The following is a 16,030-nucleotide window of genomic DNA, read 5'->3' as shown; positions in this document are numbered from 1 at the left end:
GAATATATTTAAGTCGATTACATTTGATTGTGGCAAGGAATTTTCCAATTGGAAAAACTTAAGTAATCAACAAGATATTTCTATTTTCTTTGCGGATCCAGGCTGTCCCTCTCAACGCGGACTAAATGAACATTCAAACGGTCTCTTACGTAAAGATGGGTTACCTAAACAAATGGACTTCAACGAAGTCGATCAACAATTTATTTCTTCTGTCGCAATCCGAAGGAATAAAATACCTAGAAAATCTTTAAACTATAAGACCCCATTGGAGGTCTTTCTGGAGAATGTATCAGGTTTAAATTATTTCTAGCTTAATTTGACAAACGAAATTATTATAAGATTCTTGTGCTTGAATGTCTTTGACAGGGGCTTCGATGTCGCCTGCTTTCGTCAGTGCCCATTTGGTTAACACCGGTCCGACGAGTTCATACACCAGTGTTCCGGCCAAAACGACCGCGGTGATTTGCTCGGCGTATGCCGGCACCAACGTTTGGGAAGCTGTCGCCAATCCAATGGCCACACCTGCCTGTGGGATCAAGGTGATGCCCAAGTAGTTGCTGACTTCTTTCGGTGCTTTCATGATGCGCGCACCTGTGTAAGCACCCAACATTTTTCCGAACACACGGAAAAGAATGTAGACCACACCGATGAGTCCAATCGAAGGCAGGATGCTGATGTTCAGCCCAGCTCCGGAGACGACGAAAAACATCATGTACAATGGCGGTGTGATTCGGTCCGACAAGTCCGTCATCAACGGCGCTTCTTTGGACACGTTCGTCAAGACTCCTCCGGCCATCATACACGCCAACAATTCAGAGACACCAAAACTGGTTGAGAGACCGCTTGTCAAAAAGACAAACGCGAGCAAAACGGTCAATCGGTTGGCACGCGTTTTGAACAACTTCAGCGGGAACTGCATCACGAATCCGAGAACCGCTCCTGCCGCCAATGCCAAGAGGACATCCAAAAACGGTGCCACCATGGTCATCACCAAACTGGTCGTTGCCCCGTGAGCCGCTGTCAGCATTTCCGCAATCGCGGCCGCGAACCCGAAGAGAATCAAAGCGACGGCGTCATCCAATGCCACCACACTCAACAGCGTATCGGTGACAGGACCTTTCGCCTTGTACTCTTTGATCACCATCACGGTTGCTGCCGGTGCAGTGGCCGCTGCGATCGATCCAAGCACAATCGCAAACGCCGGTTCCACCCCGATCGCCAACAATGCTCCTGTTACCAACACCACTGCTAAAGTGGCTTCAAAAAATGCAATGACAACAGGAGTCATGCCGACGCGTTTGAAATAATCCGTCTTGAATGACAACCCGATTGAAAATGCGATGAATGCCAATGCCATTTGAGAAATGATTCCAAAGCCTTCCAACATACCCGTGGTGACGAGGTTCAAAAACGATGGCCCGATGAGCAGTCCGCCCACCAGGTAGCCCGTCACACTCGGCAGCTTAAACATGGACGCTACCCTTCCGAACAATAGACCTGTCATCAAAATGACCGCAACACTCAATAATGCATTACTCAATTGCTACATCCCTCTTTTTTTATGATCATTCATTCTTTCATTGAACTTTTCTGCGCCCGTTTTAGAACCGGATGCCTTCCGCAAACAACAGCGGCAGGGCAAACAAGATTCCCGTCTCCGGCTGCGACAAGTCTCCAACGACCCGGCGCACGATTTGACGGGCTTTGTTGACGTCTTCCGGTTGTAAAATGGTAAAGATGAGTTTGTTTTCTGAATGGTCCGACACCAAAAAAGGCCGGAGCGTGGAAATGATGCGTGTGTCTTCCACATCCGCCAGTTGTTTCGCCATCCCGATGGAATCGAGAATGGTCGCTGCTTTGATGTCTTCGTTGCTCCATTCAATCAACAATTCATCCAACAACTCTGTTTTGTTCAATACAAGAACCAATAAGACTTCCTCGCTCGTTTTCCTCACCTCTTTCCTTTTTCAGAAAATTACATGAAAGAATGTTCCTATATACTAGTATACATTCTTTTGAAAAAACTTCAAAAAACGCCGGCATTCTCTCATTTTCCGCTTACTGTACACAAAATGGACACAGCCGTTTTCCAAATTCTGTCCTATCTCTTAATTTTGTAAGGAGAGATGACGATAAAGAGCCTGGAGCGTTTATTTATTTCTATTGATAAGGAGTTTGATTGATGAAGAAGAGGTTTCAGTTTAAAAGTGTTTTGGCCAGGATGATGTCGGGTTTTGGCCTGGGGATCTTGTTGGTCGCCATTATTTCATCGTTGGCTGTCACCTCGGCCTTCCGTTCCAATCGGGAGACAAGAGAGATTATCGATGATACACTGCCGACGTTGTTGCAGACGGAAGAGTTGACCTCTAATTTGCTGCGCCGTTACGGTTTGGCGCAAAACTACCTATTGACTGGAAGCGAAGCCACCGCGATTGAGTTTGAGGAGCTGTCGGAAGTCAGTGAGGCGTCAGAACAAGCGTTGGTGGAGTACTATCCAACCGACACGATTGTAGAAAAAGTCAATATGGCGAACGAATGGACCAACCGCATGCGGACGGAAGTCATCGAGCAGGCACGGAACGGCAACCGGGAAACGGCGATTGCGAACCTCGGTTTGCTGGAGCCATTGACCGATGACCTCATCCAGTCCTACACGGAAGGTGTGGAGTTTGGTGAAAATGAGATTATGGAAATCGGGCACAGCATCATCGAATCCGGGAATCGTTCCGTGATGATCGTCACTGTGTTAAGTGTCGTTGTGATTGTCCTTTCTCTTCTTATCGCCTGGGCCACGTCTCAATCCATCGCTCGTCCGATGAATTTGATGCGCGACCGGCTGCAGGAAATTGCGGACGGAGACTTGCGTTCGGAACCGTTGAATGTGCGGATGAAAGATGAAATCGGACAGTTGGGACACGCCTTGAATGCCACTCAACTGCAATTGATTCGCATGGTTCACGAGATGTCCCAAGCTTCCGAGTCTCTTGCCGCAAACAGCGAAGAGTTGCTGCAGTCGGCCGGTGAAGTGACGTCCGGTTCCCAGCAGGTCGCAGCCACCATGCAGGAACTGGCGTCCGGTTCAGAAACCCAAGCGAGCAGCGCCGGGGACTTGGCCGCTCAGATGGATTCATTTGCCAAACAGATTGAAGAGTCGAATTCATACGGTGCAGAAATTGAAGAATCTTCCCGCAACATCAAAGACATGGCTTTGGAGAGCACCCAACGGATGGCGGCTTCTACGGAACAGATGAACAAGATTGAACAGATCATCCAAGACGCGGTCATGAAAATGGAGCGCTTGGACCAGCAGACGGTGGAGATCACGAAAATGGTCGAAGTCGTCCAAAGCGTGGCGGACCAAACCAACCTGCTGGCGTTGAACGCCTCGATTGAAGCCGCCCGCGCCGGCGAACAGGGCAAAGGGTTTGCCGTGGTAGCTGATGAAGTCCGCAAGTTGGCGGAACAAGTATCCGACTCTGTTTCCGATATCACTCAAGTGGTGGAAAATGTCCAGACGGAAGCGAAAAATGTGGGCGATTCGTTGCAGAACGGCTACAAAGAAGTCGAGCAAGGAACCCTTCAAGTTCAGTCTACAGATGAAGCACTGCGCAAGATTGTTGAATTGATCGGCAACACGGATAAAATGAACCAACGTATGACCGGCATCATGAACAAGATTTACGCCAACAGCGGAGAGATGAACACCTTGATTGACGAGGTGGCGTCCGTTTCCCAGGAATCGGCGGCCGGTGTGGAAGAAACTTCCGCTGCGGTTCAGCAGATTGACAGTTCCATGAACGAAGTCTCCGCCAGCTCCGAGCACCTCGCGGAATTGGCTGAAAACTTGAATCAACTGGTTCATCAGATGCAAATTTAAGGAAAATGATGGCAACTCGGAGGCGTTTTTGCTTCGAGTTGGGGTCATTATGGGGTTTGGGCGCAACTCAGGGGAAGTTTCTTCTTGAGTTGGGTTCATTCCCTCTTTTGGCCGTAACTCATTTGATTTTCTCTTCTGAGTTTGTGCCATTTAAGAGTTTGACCCCAACTCAGTTGAAATTTCACTTTGAGTTCGCGCCAAAAAAGACCGTCTGCATGGTTAGGCAGACGGTCTTTTTGTGTAATTTTTTTCAGTCCGGTTTCTTGAACCGTTTCTCCGCTCGGGCCCATGCCCGGAGGAATTCGCTGGTGTCGTTTTTCTCGGTGACACGCCCGTACTTGCGGCGCTGCAGCACCGCGTTCAGGACACCCCCGACGAGCACCATCATGTTCATCATCTGGAGAAGCACCATGACAAACGTGAAGGCGCCGACCGTAGTGTAAAAAGTGGACTCTTCTGGAATCAGACGCAGGAATAAGTAGTAAGCAGTCCCCGCCGCGACAAAGACGACGGTGGAAAATAAGGTTCCCGGCAGGACGTCACGCCAATGTTGACGGACGTTTGGAACAAGGTAGTACAACATCCCAATCAACAGTCCCGCCGATAAGACATACAACGGGGCACTGACGGCAGCCGGTGCGCCCAGCAATTGGATGCCGGCAAACAATACGCCGCCCACTCCAGCGAACACAAACGTCACGAGAAATGCGACGAGCCGCAACACCACAATATTTTTCCAGTGACCGACGCCGTACGCTTAGTTGAGGCCCATCTGCATCGCCGCCATCGCCCAGCTCACGGTCCACACCGTCGCGACCGCCGCGACAATCAAGATTGCCACGTGGGCGGATTCGTAAATTTGTCTCAAGTCCGTGGTCATCCATGAAACGAACGGGCCCGGCACCAGTTTGGTGATCCATGCAATCAGCGGTTCGGGTGGAATGTGGAAATAATTCCATGCGTTGTATACTCCGACCACCAGCGGAAACAGCGAGACCGCGGTGTAGTATGCCACAAACACGGAGTATTGCCACACTTCTCCGTTGCGGATGCCGGTGATAAGCGCGCGCAACCCGTCGCGGTCAGTTTGTTGTTTGGTCCAGTTGATCATGTGCTTCATGTATAACTCTCCATCAACATCCGTTTAAATTCCCTCTTTCCGCAGCATCTCTTCGCAAATGCGGTGGCTGAGCCAGGCCGATTTGGCTGACACCGGGTTGTCGCTGCCGGTTCGGACGGCTTCGAGGAAGGCTTGGATGATCGGCGCAAAGCCGCGTTTCGTCAACGTGTTTTCCCAATCGCTGAACGTCTTTTGTTCGCGTTTGTCGCCGGTGTAGCGCGTCCATTCGGTCAAATTTTCAACGCGCACCGTTTCGGTCAGGCTCTGCACTTCCATCGTTTCTTCCTTGGCGCCGGCACGGGAATTCACCGAAACGCGGATAGTGGCGTCATCGGTTTCCAGTTCCACCCAAGCGCGTTCCAACCGGTCTTTCGTGCCGATGATGCGCGATTCCACCAACCGGACGTCCCCGTCAACCATGTGCAGCGCGGTGTCCAACGGGTGGATGAACATATCGTAAATCCGAAACCGTGTCGGCTGGTCCACTTGATTGATTTGATTTTTCTGGAACAGAATCGTGTTTTTGTCCGGAATTTCCTTCAATTCTTGAATCATCGGCGCAAATCGGCGGTTGAATCCCACCGTGAGGAGTTTCCCTCTTTCATTGGCCAAAGCCAGCAGGTCGCGGGTTTCCTTCAAGTCTTCGGAAACCGGTTTGTCGACATAGACGTGGATGTCGTTTTCCAACATCTTGCGGATGATGCTGCCGTGGGAAGCGGTCGGTGTGTGGATGAAGACCGCGTCCACCCCGCTCTGGATCAATTCGTCGAGGTCCGTATGGATTTCTTTCACCCGGTACTGCTTGGCGATTTCATTCAGTTTTTCTTCGTTGCGCGTGCACAGATGCCAGTCGATGTCCGCGTGCTGCGTCATCATGACCGGCAAATATGCTTTCTGTGCGATATTTCCAAGTCCGATTACTCCTACTTTCATTGGTTTTCCTCCTTGTTGGTTGTCACGTTTACGAGACCACGTTCCTGAACCACTTGTTTCGTGACAGAATCGCGATGAGGGCATAACTGATAAGGGCAATGACCACTGCAGACAGCGGGAGTGAAAGGATGGGCGTGAAGAGCGTGGTGTTCCACCCTGCCCGCCAAATCAAGTCACGGATCAAGACGTGGATCAAATACACCCCGAACGAATGCTGGGACAATTTCAAGAGCATTCGTTTCCTGCCGGTCTCCAGTTCCCGATCAGCGAACCGCTGTTTCAAAAACAAGAATACCGCAGCCGATGCCGCCATCACGTTTGGCGTCAAATATTCGTACAGGATGTTGTTCAAACTGCCTTCCTGCAAAGACAGCACGCTGGTTCCGATGATGGTGACCGCGGCGCCCACCCCTCCGAAGATATAGATGAGTCGTCTGACTTTTTTCGGCAGCCCGTATGCATGCAGGAAATAACCGAGCACCATGTAGCCGGCATACCCCAACGTGATGTCGAAGTTGATGCCGTTGTCTATCAGTGTGTCGGTTGACCGGATGGGGAATTGGCGGTACGTCGGAGTCAAGATCCCGACGATGATGCTGACAGCCAGGAAATAGTAAATCAGCCGCTTGTCTCTGGTGATGGGACGCAGAATCGGCACAATCGCATAGACTTCTGCGAGCCGGTAGAGAAACCATAGATGAAAGTTTCCCCGGATAAACTCCCACCACGTTTGTTCGACGGCTTCGGGTGATACTTCCGGCGTCTCGCCGATTCTTTCGTATAACACATACACCGCGGACCAAAAGATGAACGCTTTGGCCAGGCGCCAGATATTTTTTGTGAAAATGGATTGGGCGGTGACTTCTTTTTTTGGACTCAGGAAAAAGATGCCGCTCACCATGAAAAACAACGGTACACTGACACGCGAAAACCCGTTGACGGCGTTCAGCAACTGCCAGTGGAATGAGTCGACGTCCACCCGATGAAAATCTTTCGAGGCGACGTGGATCAACACCACCATAGCAGTGGCCGTGACGCGGATGACATCTGCGTACCAGACCCGTTTTTTCGGCTTCGTTTTGGCCTCGGGTGCCGGAGTGGCATCCGAGGAGGGTGAATAAAACGCATCTTGATTCATATTTCAGGTCCTTTCTGATGATTTGTGAACCGCGGAACGAACCGCTCTCCCTTATCATAGCAAACTTTTGAGAAAAAGTTGGGCTCTGGTGTACTGGAACCGGCTTGGAAAGGGTCCTTTTTGCAAAAAAAAGACACCGCACGGGGCGGTGTCTTCGGATGGCGTTTACTCGTCGCCTTGGTGAGTCAAGATGATTGGACCGTCTTTGGTGATCGCCAAAGAGTGTTCGTATTGGCAGCTAAGTCCGCCGTCTTGTGTGCGGGCTGTCCAGCCGTTATTGTCCAGTTTGGATTTCCACGTACCGGTGTTGACCATCGGCTCGATGGTGATGACCATGCCTTCTTTGAGGCGCAGTCCTTTCCCTGGTTCGCCGTAGTGTGGAACTGCCGGCTGTTCGTGCAAGGTTGGTCCCAAGCCGTGTCCGATGAATTCGCGGACAACAGACAAGCCTTCTCCTTCGACGTACGTCTGGATGGCATGGCCGATGTCGCCGATGCGGTTACCGACTTGCGCCTGCTCGATGCCTTTGTAAAGCGCAGTGCGTGTGACGTCCATCAAGCGTTTCACTTCGTCCGTCGGCTCGCCCACGGAGTAGCTCCAGCAAGAATCCGCCAAAGCGCCTTTGTAGTTGACCACCATGTCCACTTTGATGAGGTCTCCTTCGTTGAGGACTTCTTTGCGAGGGAAGCCGTGGCAGATTTCGTCGTTGATGCTGACACAGGTTGCGTATTTGTAGCCTTCAAACCCTTTTTGTTCAGGGGTCGCACCGTGGTCGAGCATGTATTTTTCGACAAATTCTTCGATGTCCCAGCCGGTGATGCCGGGTTTAATGAACCCACGCAATTCGCGGTGGATGTCTGCCAACAGCGCACCCGCTTCCGCCATCGCGTCGATTTCACGTTGTGATTTTAATGTGATCAATGCTTTTCCCCTTTTCTCCTAATACTTATCCTCTCTATTATAGCGAAAAAATCGGATTTGTGAAGGGGCGTGGAAAATTGGATTTTTTGCGTATCTTTAAGTGAGGAGGTCGAAAAGATGAAGGTGTTGAAACCACGGAAGAAATCAACGTACTTGTTGGCGTTGGAAGCGTTGGACAAACGGATGGTGTTGGCAGATGAGGACAAACGGCATTTGGCGAACATGCAAAGTGGGTTCAGCGGAGAGTGCGGGCTTGACGCATGGATGGCGGAGGCGCTGGAGGCTGAAGCGTTGGTGTTGAATGATTTGCTGTTCACCGAGAAAGGCAGCTCGTTTCAAGTGGATTCCATTGTGTTGACCGGCGACCGGATTCACCTGATTGAAGTGAAAAACTACGAAGGCGACTACCAATTTCGGGAAGGGCATCTGGTTACTTTTTCCGGAAAAAAGATTTCGAACCCACTGACAAAGTTCCACGACACAACGACAAGGATGCGGAACCTGTTGCACAAATGGAACTTTCGGGTGGACTTAGAGCCGTCGTTGATTTTCGTGAATCCCTCATTCATGATGTATCACGCCCCGATGGACGCTCCCGTTGTTTACCCGGGACAAATTCAGTCCTATTTTTCCCGGCTCAACCGACGCGCCCTTCCCCTCTCCCCACAGCACCATTATTTAGCGGAGAAATTGTTGGCGGAGCACCAGGACGAGGCGGCGTTTCAACGGAAGCCGCCGCAGTATGTGTACGAGTCGCTCGGCAAAGGGTTGTGGTGCATGGAGTGCGGCGCCTCCCGGTTGACGCTGACACAGCGCTCAAGTATCTGCCGGGCGTGCGGGGAGAAAGTGTCCATAGATGAAACAGTGGTGTCCCACTGCGAGGAGTTCCGCATCCTGTTTCCCGAGCGGAAGATGACGCGGAACGGCATCTACGATTGGTGCGGGCGGCTGGTTTCTCCATGGCAAATCCAGCGAATTCTGAAATCCAACTTCGATCAATGCGGATACGCCCGTGGAACTTATTATCAGTAGGGCTTTTTTGATGAAAGACTCATTTCCGAATGAGTCTTTTCTTTTTGGATGGTTTTTGAGAGCAACTCGGGAAGGATTTGGAGCTGAGTTATGGTCATTCGTTGGATTGGAGGCAACTCAATTGGATTTCGCAATCGAGTTGGGGGCAGTTTCCCGTTTGGACCAAACTCGATTTCAATTTCATTCTGAGTTGCGGTCACTCCGTTGTTTGGCACCAACTCAATTATTTTTTCTCGCTGAGTTTAAGCCATTCCCCTGCTTATAAAATTAGGACTCATTTCCAAATGAGTCTTTTCTTTTTGGGATGGGTTTGGGAGAAACTTGGGGAGGATTCGGAGCTGAGTTGTGGTCATTTACTTGATTGGAGGCAACTCAATTGGATTTCGCAATCGAGTTAGGGGCAGTTTCCCGTTTGGGCCAAATTCGAGTTCAATTCCACTCTGAGTTGCGGCCATTCCGTTGTTTGGCACCAACTCAATTATTTTTTCTCACTGAGTTTTCCTCATCCCTCACCTGCCTTACCCATAAAACGAAAAAAGTGACGGTTTCCCGTCACTTTTCGTTTACGAAATTGTCTTTTTGTTCCATTGCGTGGTAGTAGGCGCCGATGAGGCCGGCATCGTTCAAGTATTTGCACGGCACGATGGGCGCTTTGAATTCCGGCCAGTCCCACAGGCGGTGCAGGCGCTCGCGGACCAACGGCAGAAACGCCGGATGCGAACTGATGCCGCCGCCAATCAGGATTTTCTCGGGGTTGAGCACGGTAACCACATTGAACAAGCCGACGCACAGCGTATCGATCCACGATTCGACCATCACCCGGACGTCTGAATCGTCTGCCATTTCATCCAAAATTTGTTCGCCGGTCACCAAATCGAGGGTGTCCAATCCTTTGGCGCTTTTGTACTGGTTGATCAGCGCCCGGACGGAGGAAAATTGGTGCAAGTCTTTTTCGGGAGCCAGCGCGTGGTTGATGCGCATCCTGCCGAATTCCCCGGCTTTGAACTGGAAGCCGCGGTACAATTCGCCGTTCACATAAAATGCACCGCCGATGCCGGTTCCCACTGTCAGCACCAAAAAGTTGTCGACGCCTTGCGCATTGCCGGAAACTTTTTCCGCCAGCGCGGCACAGTTTGCATCATTTTCAATGTAAACGGGATACCGGTGGCTCAAGGCTTCTTCCAGCTGCTCTTTGATATTTTGGTGATAGAAATAAAGAATCGCCCCCGAAGTTTCCGCGTACCCGGTGTGGGGATTAATGTATCCTGGGAAGCTGAAAGTGATGGCTTGGACGGTGCCTGCCTCTTCGTACCGATCGGCCACCTCCACAATCCCTTCCAAGAATTCTTCTTTGTCTTCCGGTGTGGGAAACGCGCTCTTTGTCAGAATAGTCCCCTGCTCGTCCAGCAGGGCGTGTTTCACCATGGTGCCTCCGACGTCAATACTGATGGTATTCATACGCATCCCTCCTTAGACGGAAAGCCTGCTTAAAAAAGCAGGCTTCCTCTTCTATCCATGATTATTTTCCGCTTGCTGCTTCTTCTGTTGGCTCCATGTCTGTGCGGACTTCTGCTGCTCGGTTGGCGGCAATGACGAACGGTGCGTAAATCAGCACCGATATCCCTGTACAGAGGAGTCCAACCAGCAGCGCTCCCCAATGTCCCCCGGTTCCCAAGAACGGAATAAGCGGTCCCGGCGTGGTCCACGGAACGGTGTAGCCGATTGGCGGAATGATTTCAGTGGCGATAAAGAAGTACCCCACCAAAATGTTTACCATTGGAGCGAGGATAAATGGAATGATCATGATCGGGTTCAACACAATCGGCATCCCGAAGACGATCGGCTCGTTGATGTTGAAGATACCCGGTGCAATCGACAGTTTGGCGATGTTTTTGTAGTCGGCTCTCTTGGAAAAGAGGATGACCGCAATCAACAGTCCCAAGGTCATGCCGCTTCCGCCGTAGTTGGCGAAGCCGTCGTTCAACGCCCCCCAGTTGTATGGGTACGGAACGCCCCAAGTGGTGCCGTGTTCCGCGATGTAATCCAAGTTGGCCAAGCCCATCGGTGTGAATATCGGGTCACGCACAGCCGCCAAGGTGTTCGGCCCGTGAATTCCAAGTACCCACAGCAGGTTGCTCAAGAAGGCAAAGAGCAAGACGGACCAGATGTTTCCGCCCACGTCTGTGAGAGGCGCTTGAATCAAACGGAAAATCAATTCGTTGATGCCGTTTGGCGCAATCAAGGAAATCACGTAGTTCAAAATGGAAAAGACAATCAAAATGATGATGATTGGGAACAAGTTGCTGAAGGAGCGGGCAACGTTGGATGGCACCTGTTCCGGCATCCGGATTTTCAAGCGTTTGCTTTGGGCGAGACGGCTGAACAATTCTCCGACAGTCAATCCCACCAGCATGGCCACAAACAAGCCTTGCGCGCCTAAGTAGTTCGTTGTCAAATAGTTGGCACCATCCACATTCAAGTAAGGCGTGTAAACGATGAAGAACGATCCCACGGACGTCATCCCCGCCAACAAATCATCTTGCTTGTAATGTTTGGCCATGTTTCGCGCAATCATAAAGACGATGAAAATGGACATGATGTTCGTCGTCCCCTGCACGACCGGCGAGAAAATCTGTTGGGCGTTTGCCAGGTTCGGGAAAATATGGTCCAACTGCAAAAGTTGCGCCACAAATCCGTTCGGGTCCAGCACAGTGAAGTTCAGCAATAAGATCAATGAACCGGCCATCGTCAATGGAAAGGCCAAAATAAATGCGTCACGTACAGCGACAATGTGTCGTTGGCTGTTCAAACGCGTTGCCAATGGAACAAGCACACGGTTGAGCCCGTTTTCTAATTTGTCCATCATTGCCATGGTGTTTCCTCCTTTAATCCTCCAATTTTTCTCCATTGGACGCAATCACGCGCTGGTACCAGTAGAAGCTGTCCTTTTTGTGGCGGTCCAATGATTTTTCCTCTGTCTCGTCACGGTCCACGTACACGAATCCGTAGCGTTTTTGATACCCGTTCAACCAGCTCAGCAAATCCGTGAAGCTCCATGTGCAATACCCGAGTACGTCCACCCCGTCGGAAATGGCTTCTTGGATTGCCTTGACGTGTTGACGCAAATAGTCAATGCGGTAGTCGTCGTGAATGCTGCCATCTGTTTCCAAGGTGTCGTATTCGCCCAACCCATTTTCCGTAATCAAAACAGGCAGGTGGTAACGGCTGGAAATGCGGCGCATGCCGATGCGCAAGCCGGTTGGATCGATGTCCCAGTCCCAGTTTGTCCGTTCGACGTGCGGGTTCTCCGCGGATTTGAACAATCCCGGGATGCCGCTCGCTTCCGTGGTGCCTTTTTTGCCGGAATAGTTGGCCTGGCCGAGTCCGACGCCGTCCAATGGGTTGGCTTCCACCGTGTTGGAACGGTAATAATTCAACCCCATAAAATCCGGTTTGCCGGCTTTGAGCAGCTCTTCGTCGCCCGGCTCCACTGTCGGTGCCACTCCATTTTCTTCCAACCAGTTCCAAACGACTGTTGGATATGTGCCGTACACATAGACATCCATCCAAAAATGAGCTTGGAATTCTTCGTGGTTTTGGGCAGCCAGCTGGTCTTCGGGTTTGGACGTCAAGGCGTACGTCGGGCCGTATGCGAAACTCGGACCGATTTTTCCTGAAATCCCCAGTTCCCGGAACCGGCGGATGACCGATGCGTTGGCGAGGTTGGCGATGTGATTGGCTTGGAACATCCGCTTGTCGTCCTGCACTCCCGGTGGATGCGACGCCATCTTATAGCCGTGTGTGATGAAGACGTTCTGCTCGTTCAGCGTCACCCACCAACGGACTTTTCCGTCGAACCGCTTAAAGAGGGTTTCCGCATAGCGGGTGAAGTCTTCGATCACTTCCCTGGATTCCCAGCCGCCGTATTTGTCCTGCAGCGCCTGCGGAATGTCCCAGTGGTACAACGTGACGACCGGCTCGATGCCGTGGGCGTTCAGTTCGTCGATCAACCGCTCGTAAAACGCCAGCCCGGCTTCGTTGACTTCTCCGTCGCCGTCCGGAATCACGCGGCTCCAGGCCACTGAAAACCGGTACGCCTTCAAGCCCATCTCAGCCATCAACGCCACATCTTCTTTGTAACGGTTGTAATGGTCGACCGCTACGTCTCCTGTGGTGCCTTTGAATGTTTTTCCTGGAATCCGGACAAACCGATCCCAGACTGATTCCCCCTTTCCGTCTGTGTCCCATGCGCCTTCCACTTGGTACGCCGCTGAAGCGGAGCCCCATAAGAACTCTTGTGGAAATGGTTTTAGCTTTTTGTGATACATTGTGCGCCTCCTTTTCATTTTTTCACCTTTATTATAGCGCTTACATTTTGATTGGGGAAGGCTTTCCGTCAACACGGGAAGCCGTTACGGGCGGTTGGATATTGTTTCAGTTTCGGAACGTGGTGTTTCACTCTGTGCGTAGTGTTTTTTTGCGAGGGTTTCAAACAGATACAGCACCGGGAGTTGGGAGGTGATGTTGATTTGACCATCGCCGAGTGTTTCAGGCGCAATGTGGTACGCGATGTTCCGGTCGGAAATTCTGGCGAGTGTGTTGTAAGACGAATTGGTGATGCTGACGATGTAACCGCCCAATTCTTTCAGTCTTTGAGCCTGTTCGATGGTCTGCGTGGTCTCCCCGGACACCGACAGCACAAAGACGACCGTCTGTTCATACGTTTTTCCAAACTGTTCAAACGGATAGAAGGGATCTTTTATGTACATCGTCTGTTTGCCGAAATTGGAGAACCACCGGGAAGCATATTCCGCCAAGATTCCGGACGTCCCGATGCCGAAAAACATCACCAGTTCCGCATCGGAAATCTGCTCGGCCACTTCCTCCAATTCTTCTTCGTACTGGTCAGTCAGCGTCCTGGAAAAGAACGATTCGACCACTTCTTTTGAATCAATCAGACGGGGAGTTGTCTGTTTTTGCAGCTCTTTTTTCAAATCCAGTTTGAACTCGACAAAGGATTCATACCCCAGTTTTTGTGTGAACCGCAGAACGGTGGCGGGCGATGTGTGGGAGGCATCCGCCAGTTCCCTCACCCGCATGTAGGCCACTTTTTCTTTGTGGATCAAGATATAGGAGTAAACACTTTTTTCTGCTTCTGTGAGAGACGATACGTCTTTGTAGTGAAACATCGAACCCCTCTTTTCTCAAATTTGTCGTCACATATTCTTTTTTATTTTAGCATGAATGAAAGGGGTTTCTGACTCTTTTTAGAAAATTTCAAGAGTCTGCCACAAAAACGACGGGAACAAACGTTCGCAAGAAGCGGAAAAATGTGGTACGATACATTTGTCGCAAATCCTATCCCTGCGGCCGGGTGGTGATGCGTTTGTGGAATGACCTCTTTACTTTGGTGCTCATCCCCCTTTTTGTAAGGATAGTGACGGAGCTGTTCGCTTATTGGTTAAATAAGCGAGGCGATGAGTAGAGTAGTGCGACATGAACCCGACCGCCTTTTTGGCGCAAAAAAACACCCAAGCAGCTGCCACTGCCTGGGTGTTTGTCGTTTGTGGAATCTCTTTACTTTTTCCTCTTCTATTATAGCACAGAGCGGCTGAAAGGCAAAGATTCCCCTTGTCCTCCCAACCCTGTTTGCGAGTGCGTTTTGATGGCATTTCTCCTTTTGTCTTGTTATCGTAAATGATGTAAGAACAAACGTTATGGATAGGAGATGAGAATAAATGACAGATTCTAATTTAACTGATCCACGTAACAAGCACTACAACGAGAACTTCCCTGAACAAGAGCAGGACACTCCGGCGTTGCAGAGCAAAATGGAACCAAAACCGGACTGCGGGGAAACCTCTTATAAAGGACACAACCGCATGGAAGGCCGCAATGCTTTGGTCACCGGCGGAGATTCCGGTATCGGACGCGCCGCAGCGATTGCGTTTGCGCGTGAAGGAGCCAACGTCGCCATCCAGTTCTTCCCTGGCGAAGAAGACGACGCCAACGAAGTGAAAGAACTCATTGAAAAAGAAGGCAAAAAAGCGTTACTGTTGCCGTATGACTTGCGCGAAGACGGCGCCGCTACGGAGATTGTCGAAAAAACGGTAGACGCGTTCGGTGCATTGGACACATTGGTGTTGAACGCCGCCCAACAGATTGCGCAGCCATCGTTGAGTGAGTTGTCCATCAAACAAGTCACCGATACATTTAAGGTCAACATCATCAGCATGTTCGAAACCGTGAAAGCGGCCGAACCGCACTTGAAACCGGGCAGCTCCATTGTGACAACCACTTCGGTGCAGTCCTTTAACCCGAGTCAGACGCTGATGGACTACGCCGCCACAAAAGGCGCGATTTCCAACTTCACGGTTTCCCTTTCCCAGTACTTCTCAGAAAAAGGCATCCGTGTCAACGGTGTGGCCCCGGGACCGATTTGGACGCCGCTGCAGTTGGACAACGGACAATTGGACGGTGCGATTCCTGAATTTGGGCAGTCCAGTCCATTGGGCCGCGCAGGACAACCGGTGGAACTCGCACCTGTTTACGTGTTGTTGGCTTCGGATGAAGGCAGCTACATCACCGGGCAAATCTACGGCGTCACCGGCGGACAGCCGATTGACCTGTAAACATCATTTAACCGCTGAGCTGAGAGAGCTTGGCGGTTTTTTTGTGCGGTATCAATCCGAACGCTCCGCTCTTCGCGTCGTTCCCATTGATTCCCCTGTTAGTGTAAAATAGTTCTCGGTAAGTCATCTATTGTTTATTGGACAAAAAGAAACGAGACCTTTATTCTAAAAGTTACCACACAAATAGAAAGAGGTCTCGTTATGAACAATATAATAGCACAAATCATTGCATTGTGGAAGGAAGAAGATACCCTACTTGATATAGAAAGCCATTTAAACCTATGGTTTCAAGGATGGAATGAATGGATAATGAAATACGCAATAGAACGAATGGACAAGGAACTGTATTACCACTATAAGCAAGAGGGCTGGAAAAT

14 protein-coding genes and 1 pseudogene are annotated in these 16,030 nt (G+C 50.7%); 5 read left to right on the top strand and 10 right to left on the bottom strand.

The window, feature by feature from the left end; all coding sequences use genetic code 11:
• A partial coding sequence (locus G470_RS0108625; protein ID WP_028274482.1) for an IS30 family transposase occupies positions 1-310 on the top strand: 310 nt, incomplete at its 5' end.
• Here the strand turns inward: G470_RS0108625 and G470_RS13165 are convergent.
• Complete coding sequence (locus G470_RS13165) at positions 296-1,540, bottom strand: cation:proton antiporter (protein WP_205617913.1); 1,245 nt, start codon at positions 1,538-1,540, stop codon at positions 296-298. The two genes, G470_RS0108625 and G470_RS13165, sit on opposite strands and share 15 nt — an antisense overlap.
• 61 nt (positions 1,541-1,601) lie before the next feature.
• Complete coding sequence (locus G470_RS0108615) at positions 1,602-1,955, bottom strand: hypothetical protein (RefSeq protein ID WP_028274481.1); 354 nt, start codon at positions 1,953-1,955, stop codon at positions 1,602-1,604.
• Between the two features lie 227 nt (positions 1,956-2,182).
• Here G470_RS0108615 and G470_RS0108610 point away from each other — a divergent pair, with 227 nt between their 5' ends.
• Positions 2,183-3,877 (top strand): methyl-accepting chemotaxis protein, encoded by a 1,695-nt coding sequence (locus tag G470_RS0108610; protein ID WP_028274480.1) that lies wholly within the window; start codon positions 2,183-2,185, stop codon positions 3,875-3,877.
• Between the two features lie 250 nt (positions 3,878-4,127).
• On the opposite strand, the pseudogene G470_RS14885 reads toward G470_RS0108610, so the two are convergent.
• The 4 genes and pseudogenes from G470_RS14885 to map all read right to left on the bottom strand — a co-directional run bounded on the left by G470_RS14885 (position 4,128) and on the right by map (position 7,989).
• Positions 4,128-4,988, bottom strand: a pseudogene (locus G470_RS14885) (YihY/virulence factor BrkB family protein).
• Positions 4,989-5,021: 33 nt separating this feature from the next.
• Positions 5,022-5,930: a Gfo/Idh/MocA family protein gene (locus tag G470_RS0108595; protein ID WP_028274477.1), complete on the bottom strand. Its 909-nt coding sequence runs from the start codon at positions 5,928-5,930 to the stop codon at positions 5,022-5,024.
• A gap of 28 nt (positions 5,931-5,958) precedes the next feature.
• Positions 5,959-7,068: an acyltransferase gene (locus tag G470_RS0108590; RefSeq protein WP_028274476.1), complete on the bottom strand. Its 1,110-nt coding sequence runs from the start codon at positions 7,066-7,068 to the stop codon at positions 5,959-5,961.
• A 165-nt stretch (positions 7,069-7,233) separates the two neighbouring features.
• Positions 7,234-7,989, bottom strand: a complete 756-nt coding sequence (gene map, locus G470_RS0108585) for a type I methionyl aminopeptidase (protein WP_028274475.1) — start codon at positions 7,987-7,989, stop codon at positions 7,234-7,236.
• 117 nt (positions 7,990-8,106) lie between these two features.
• Here map and G470_RS0108580 point away from each other — a divergent pair, with 117 nt between their 5' ends.
• Entirely contained in the window at positions 8,107-9,021 is a 915-nt protein-coding gene (locus G470_RS0108580) for a nuclease-related domain-containing protein (RefSeq protein WP_028274474.1), read from the top strand.
• A gap of 552 nt (positions 9,022-9,573) precedes the next feature.
• Here G470_RS0108580 and G470_RS0108575 read toward each other — a convergent pair.
• The 4 genes from G470_RS0108575 to G470_RS13160 form a co-directional block, all read right to left on the bottom strand.
• Positions 9,574-10,479 (bottom strand): ROK family protein, encoded by a 906-nt coding sequence (locus tag G470_RS0108575; protein WP_035445400.1) that lies wholly within the window; start codon positions 10,477-10,479, stop codon positions 9,574-9,576.
• Between the two features lie 61 nt (positions 10,480-10,540).
• A complete protein-coding gene (locus tag G470_RS0108570; RefSeq protein WP_240470667.1) occupies positions 10,541-11,884 on the bottom strand; it encodes a PTS sugar transporter subunit IIC in 1,344 nt (447 codons plus the stop codon).
• 22 nt (positions 11,885-11,906) lie between these two features.
• Positions 11,907-13,349 (bottom strand): glycoside hydrolase family 1 protein, encoded by a 1,443-nt coding sequence (locus tag G470_RS0108565; RefSeq protein ID WP_028274471.1) that lies wholly within the window; start codon positions 13,347-13,349, stop codon positions 11,907-11,909.
• 84 nt (positions 13,350-13,433) lie between these two features.
• Entirely contained in the window at positions 13,434-14,210 is a 777-nt protein-coding gene (locus G470_RS13160; protein WP_051258516.1) for a MurR/RpiR family transcriptional regulator, read from the bottom strand.
• A gap of 191 nt (positions 14,211-14,401) precedes the next feature.
• Here G470_RS13160 and G470_RS15120 point away from each other — a divergent pair, with 191 nt between their 5' ends.
• Positions 14,402-14,506 carry a type I toxin-antitoxin system Fst family toxin gene (locus G470_RS15120; RefSeq protein WP_156908030.1) on the top strand — a complete coding sequence of 35 codons (105 nt, stop codon included), beginning with the start codon at positions 14,402-14,404 and terminating at the stop codon, positions 14,504-14,506.
• 253 nt (positions 14,507-14,759) lie between these two features.
• Positions 14,760-15,653, top strand: a complete 894-nt coding sequence (locus tag G470_RS0108550) for an SDR family oxidoreductase (protein ID WP_028274469.1) — start codon at positions 14,760-14,762, stop codon at positions 15,651-15,653.
• The last annotated feature ends 377 nt before the right edge of the window (positions 15,654-16,030 follow it).

Origin of the sequence: Atopococcus tabaci DSM 17538 (assembly GCF_000429585.1) — a bacterium.
Lineage (GTDB): Bacteria > Bacillota > Bacilli > Lactobacillales > Carnobacteriaceae_A > Atopococcus > Atopococcus tabaci.
This window is presented reverse-complemented; position numbering and strand designations above follow the sequence as displayed.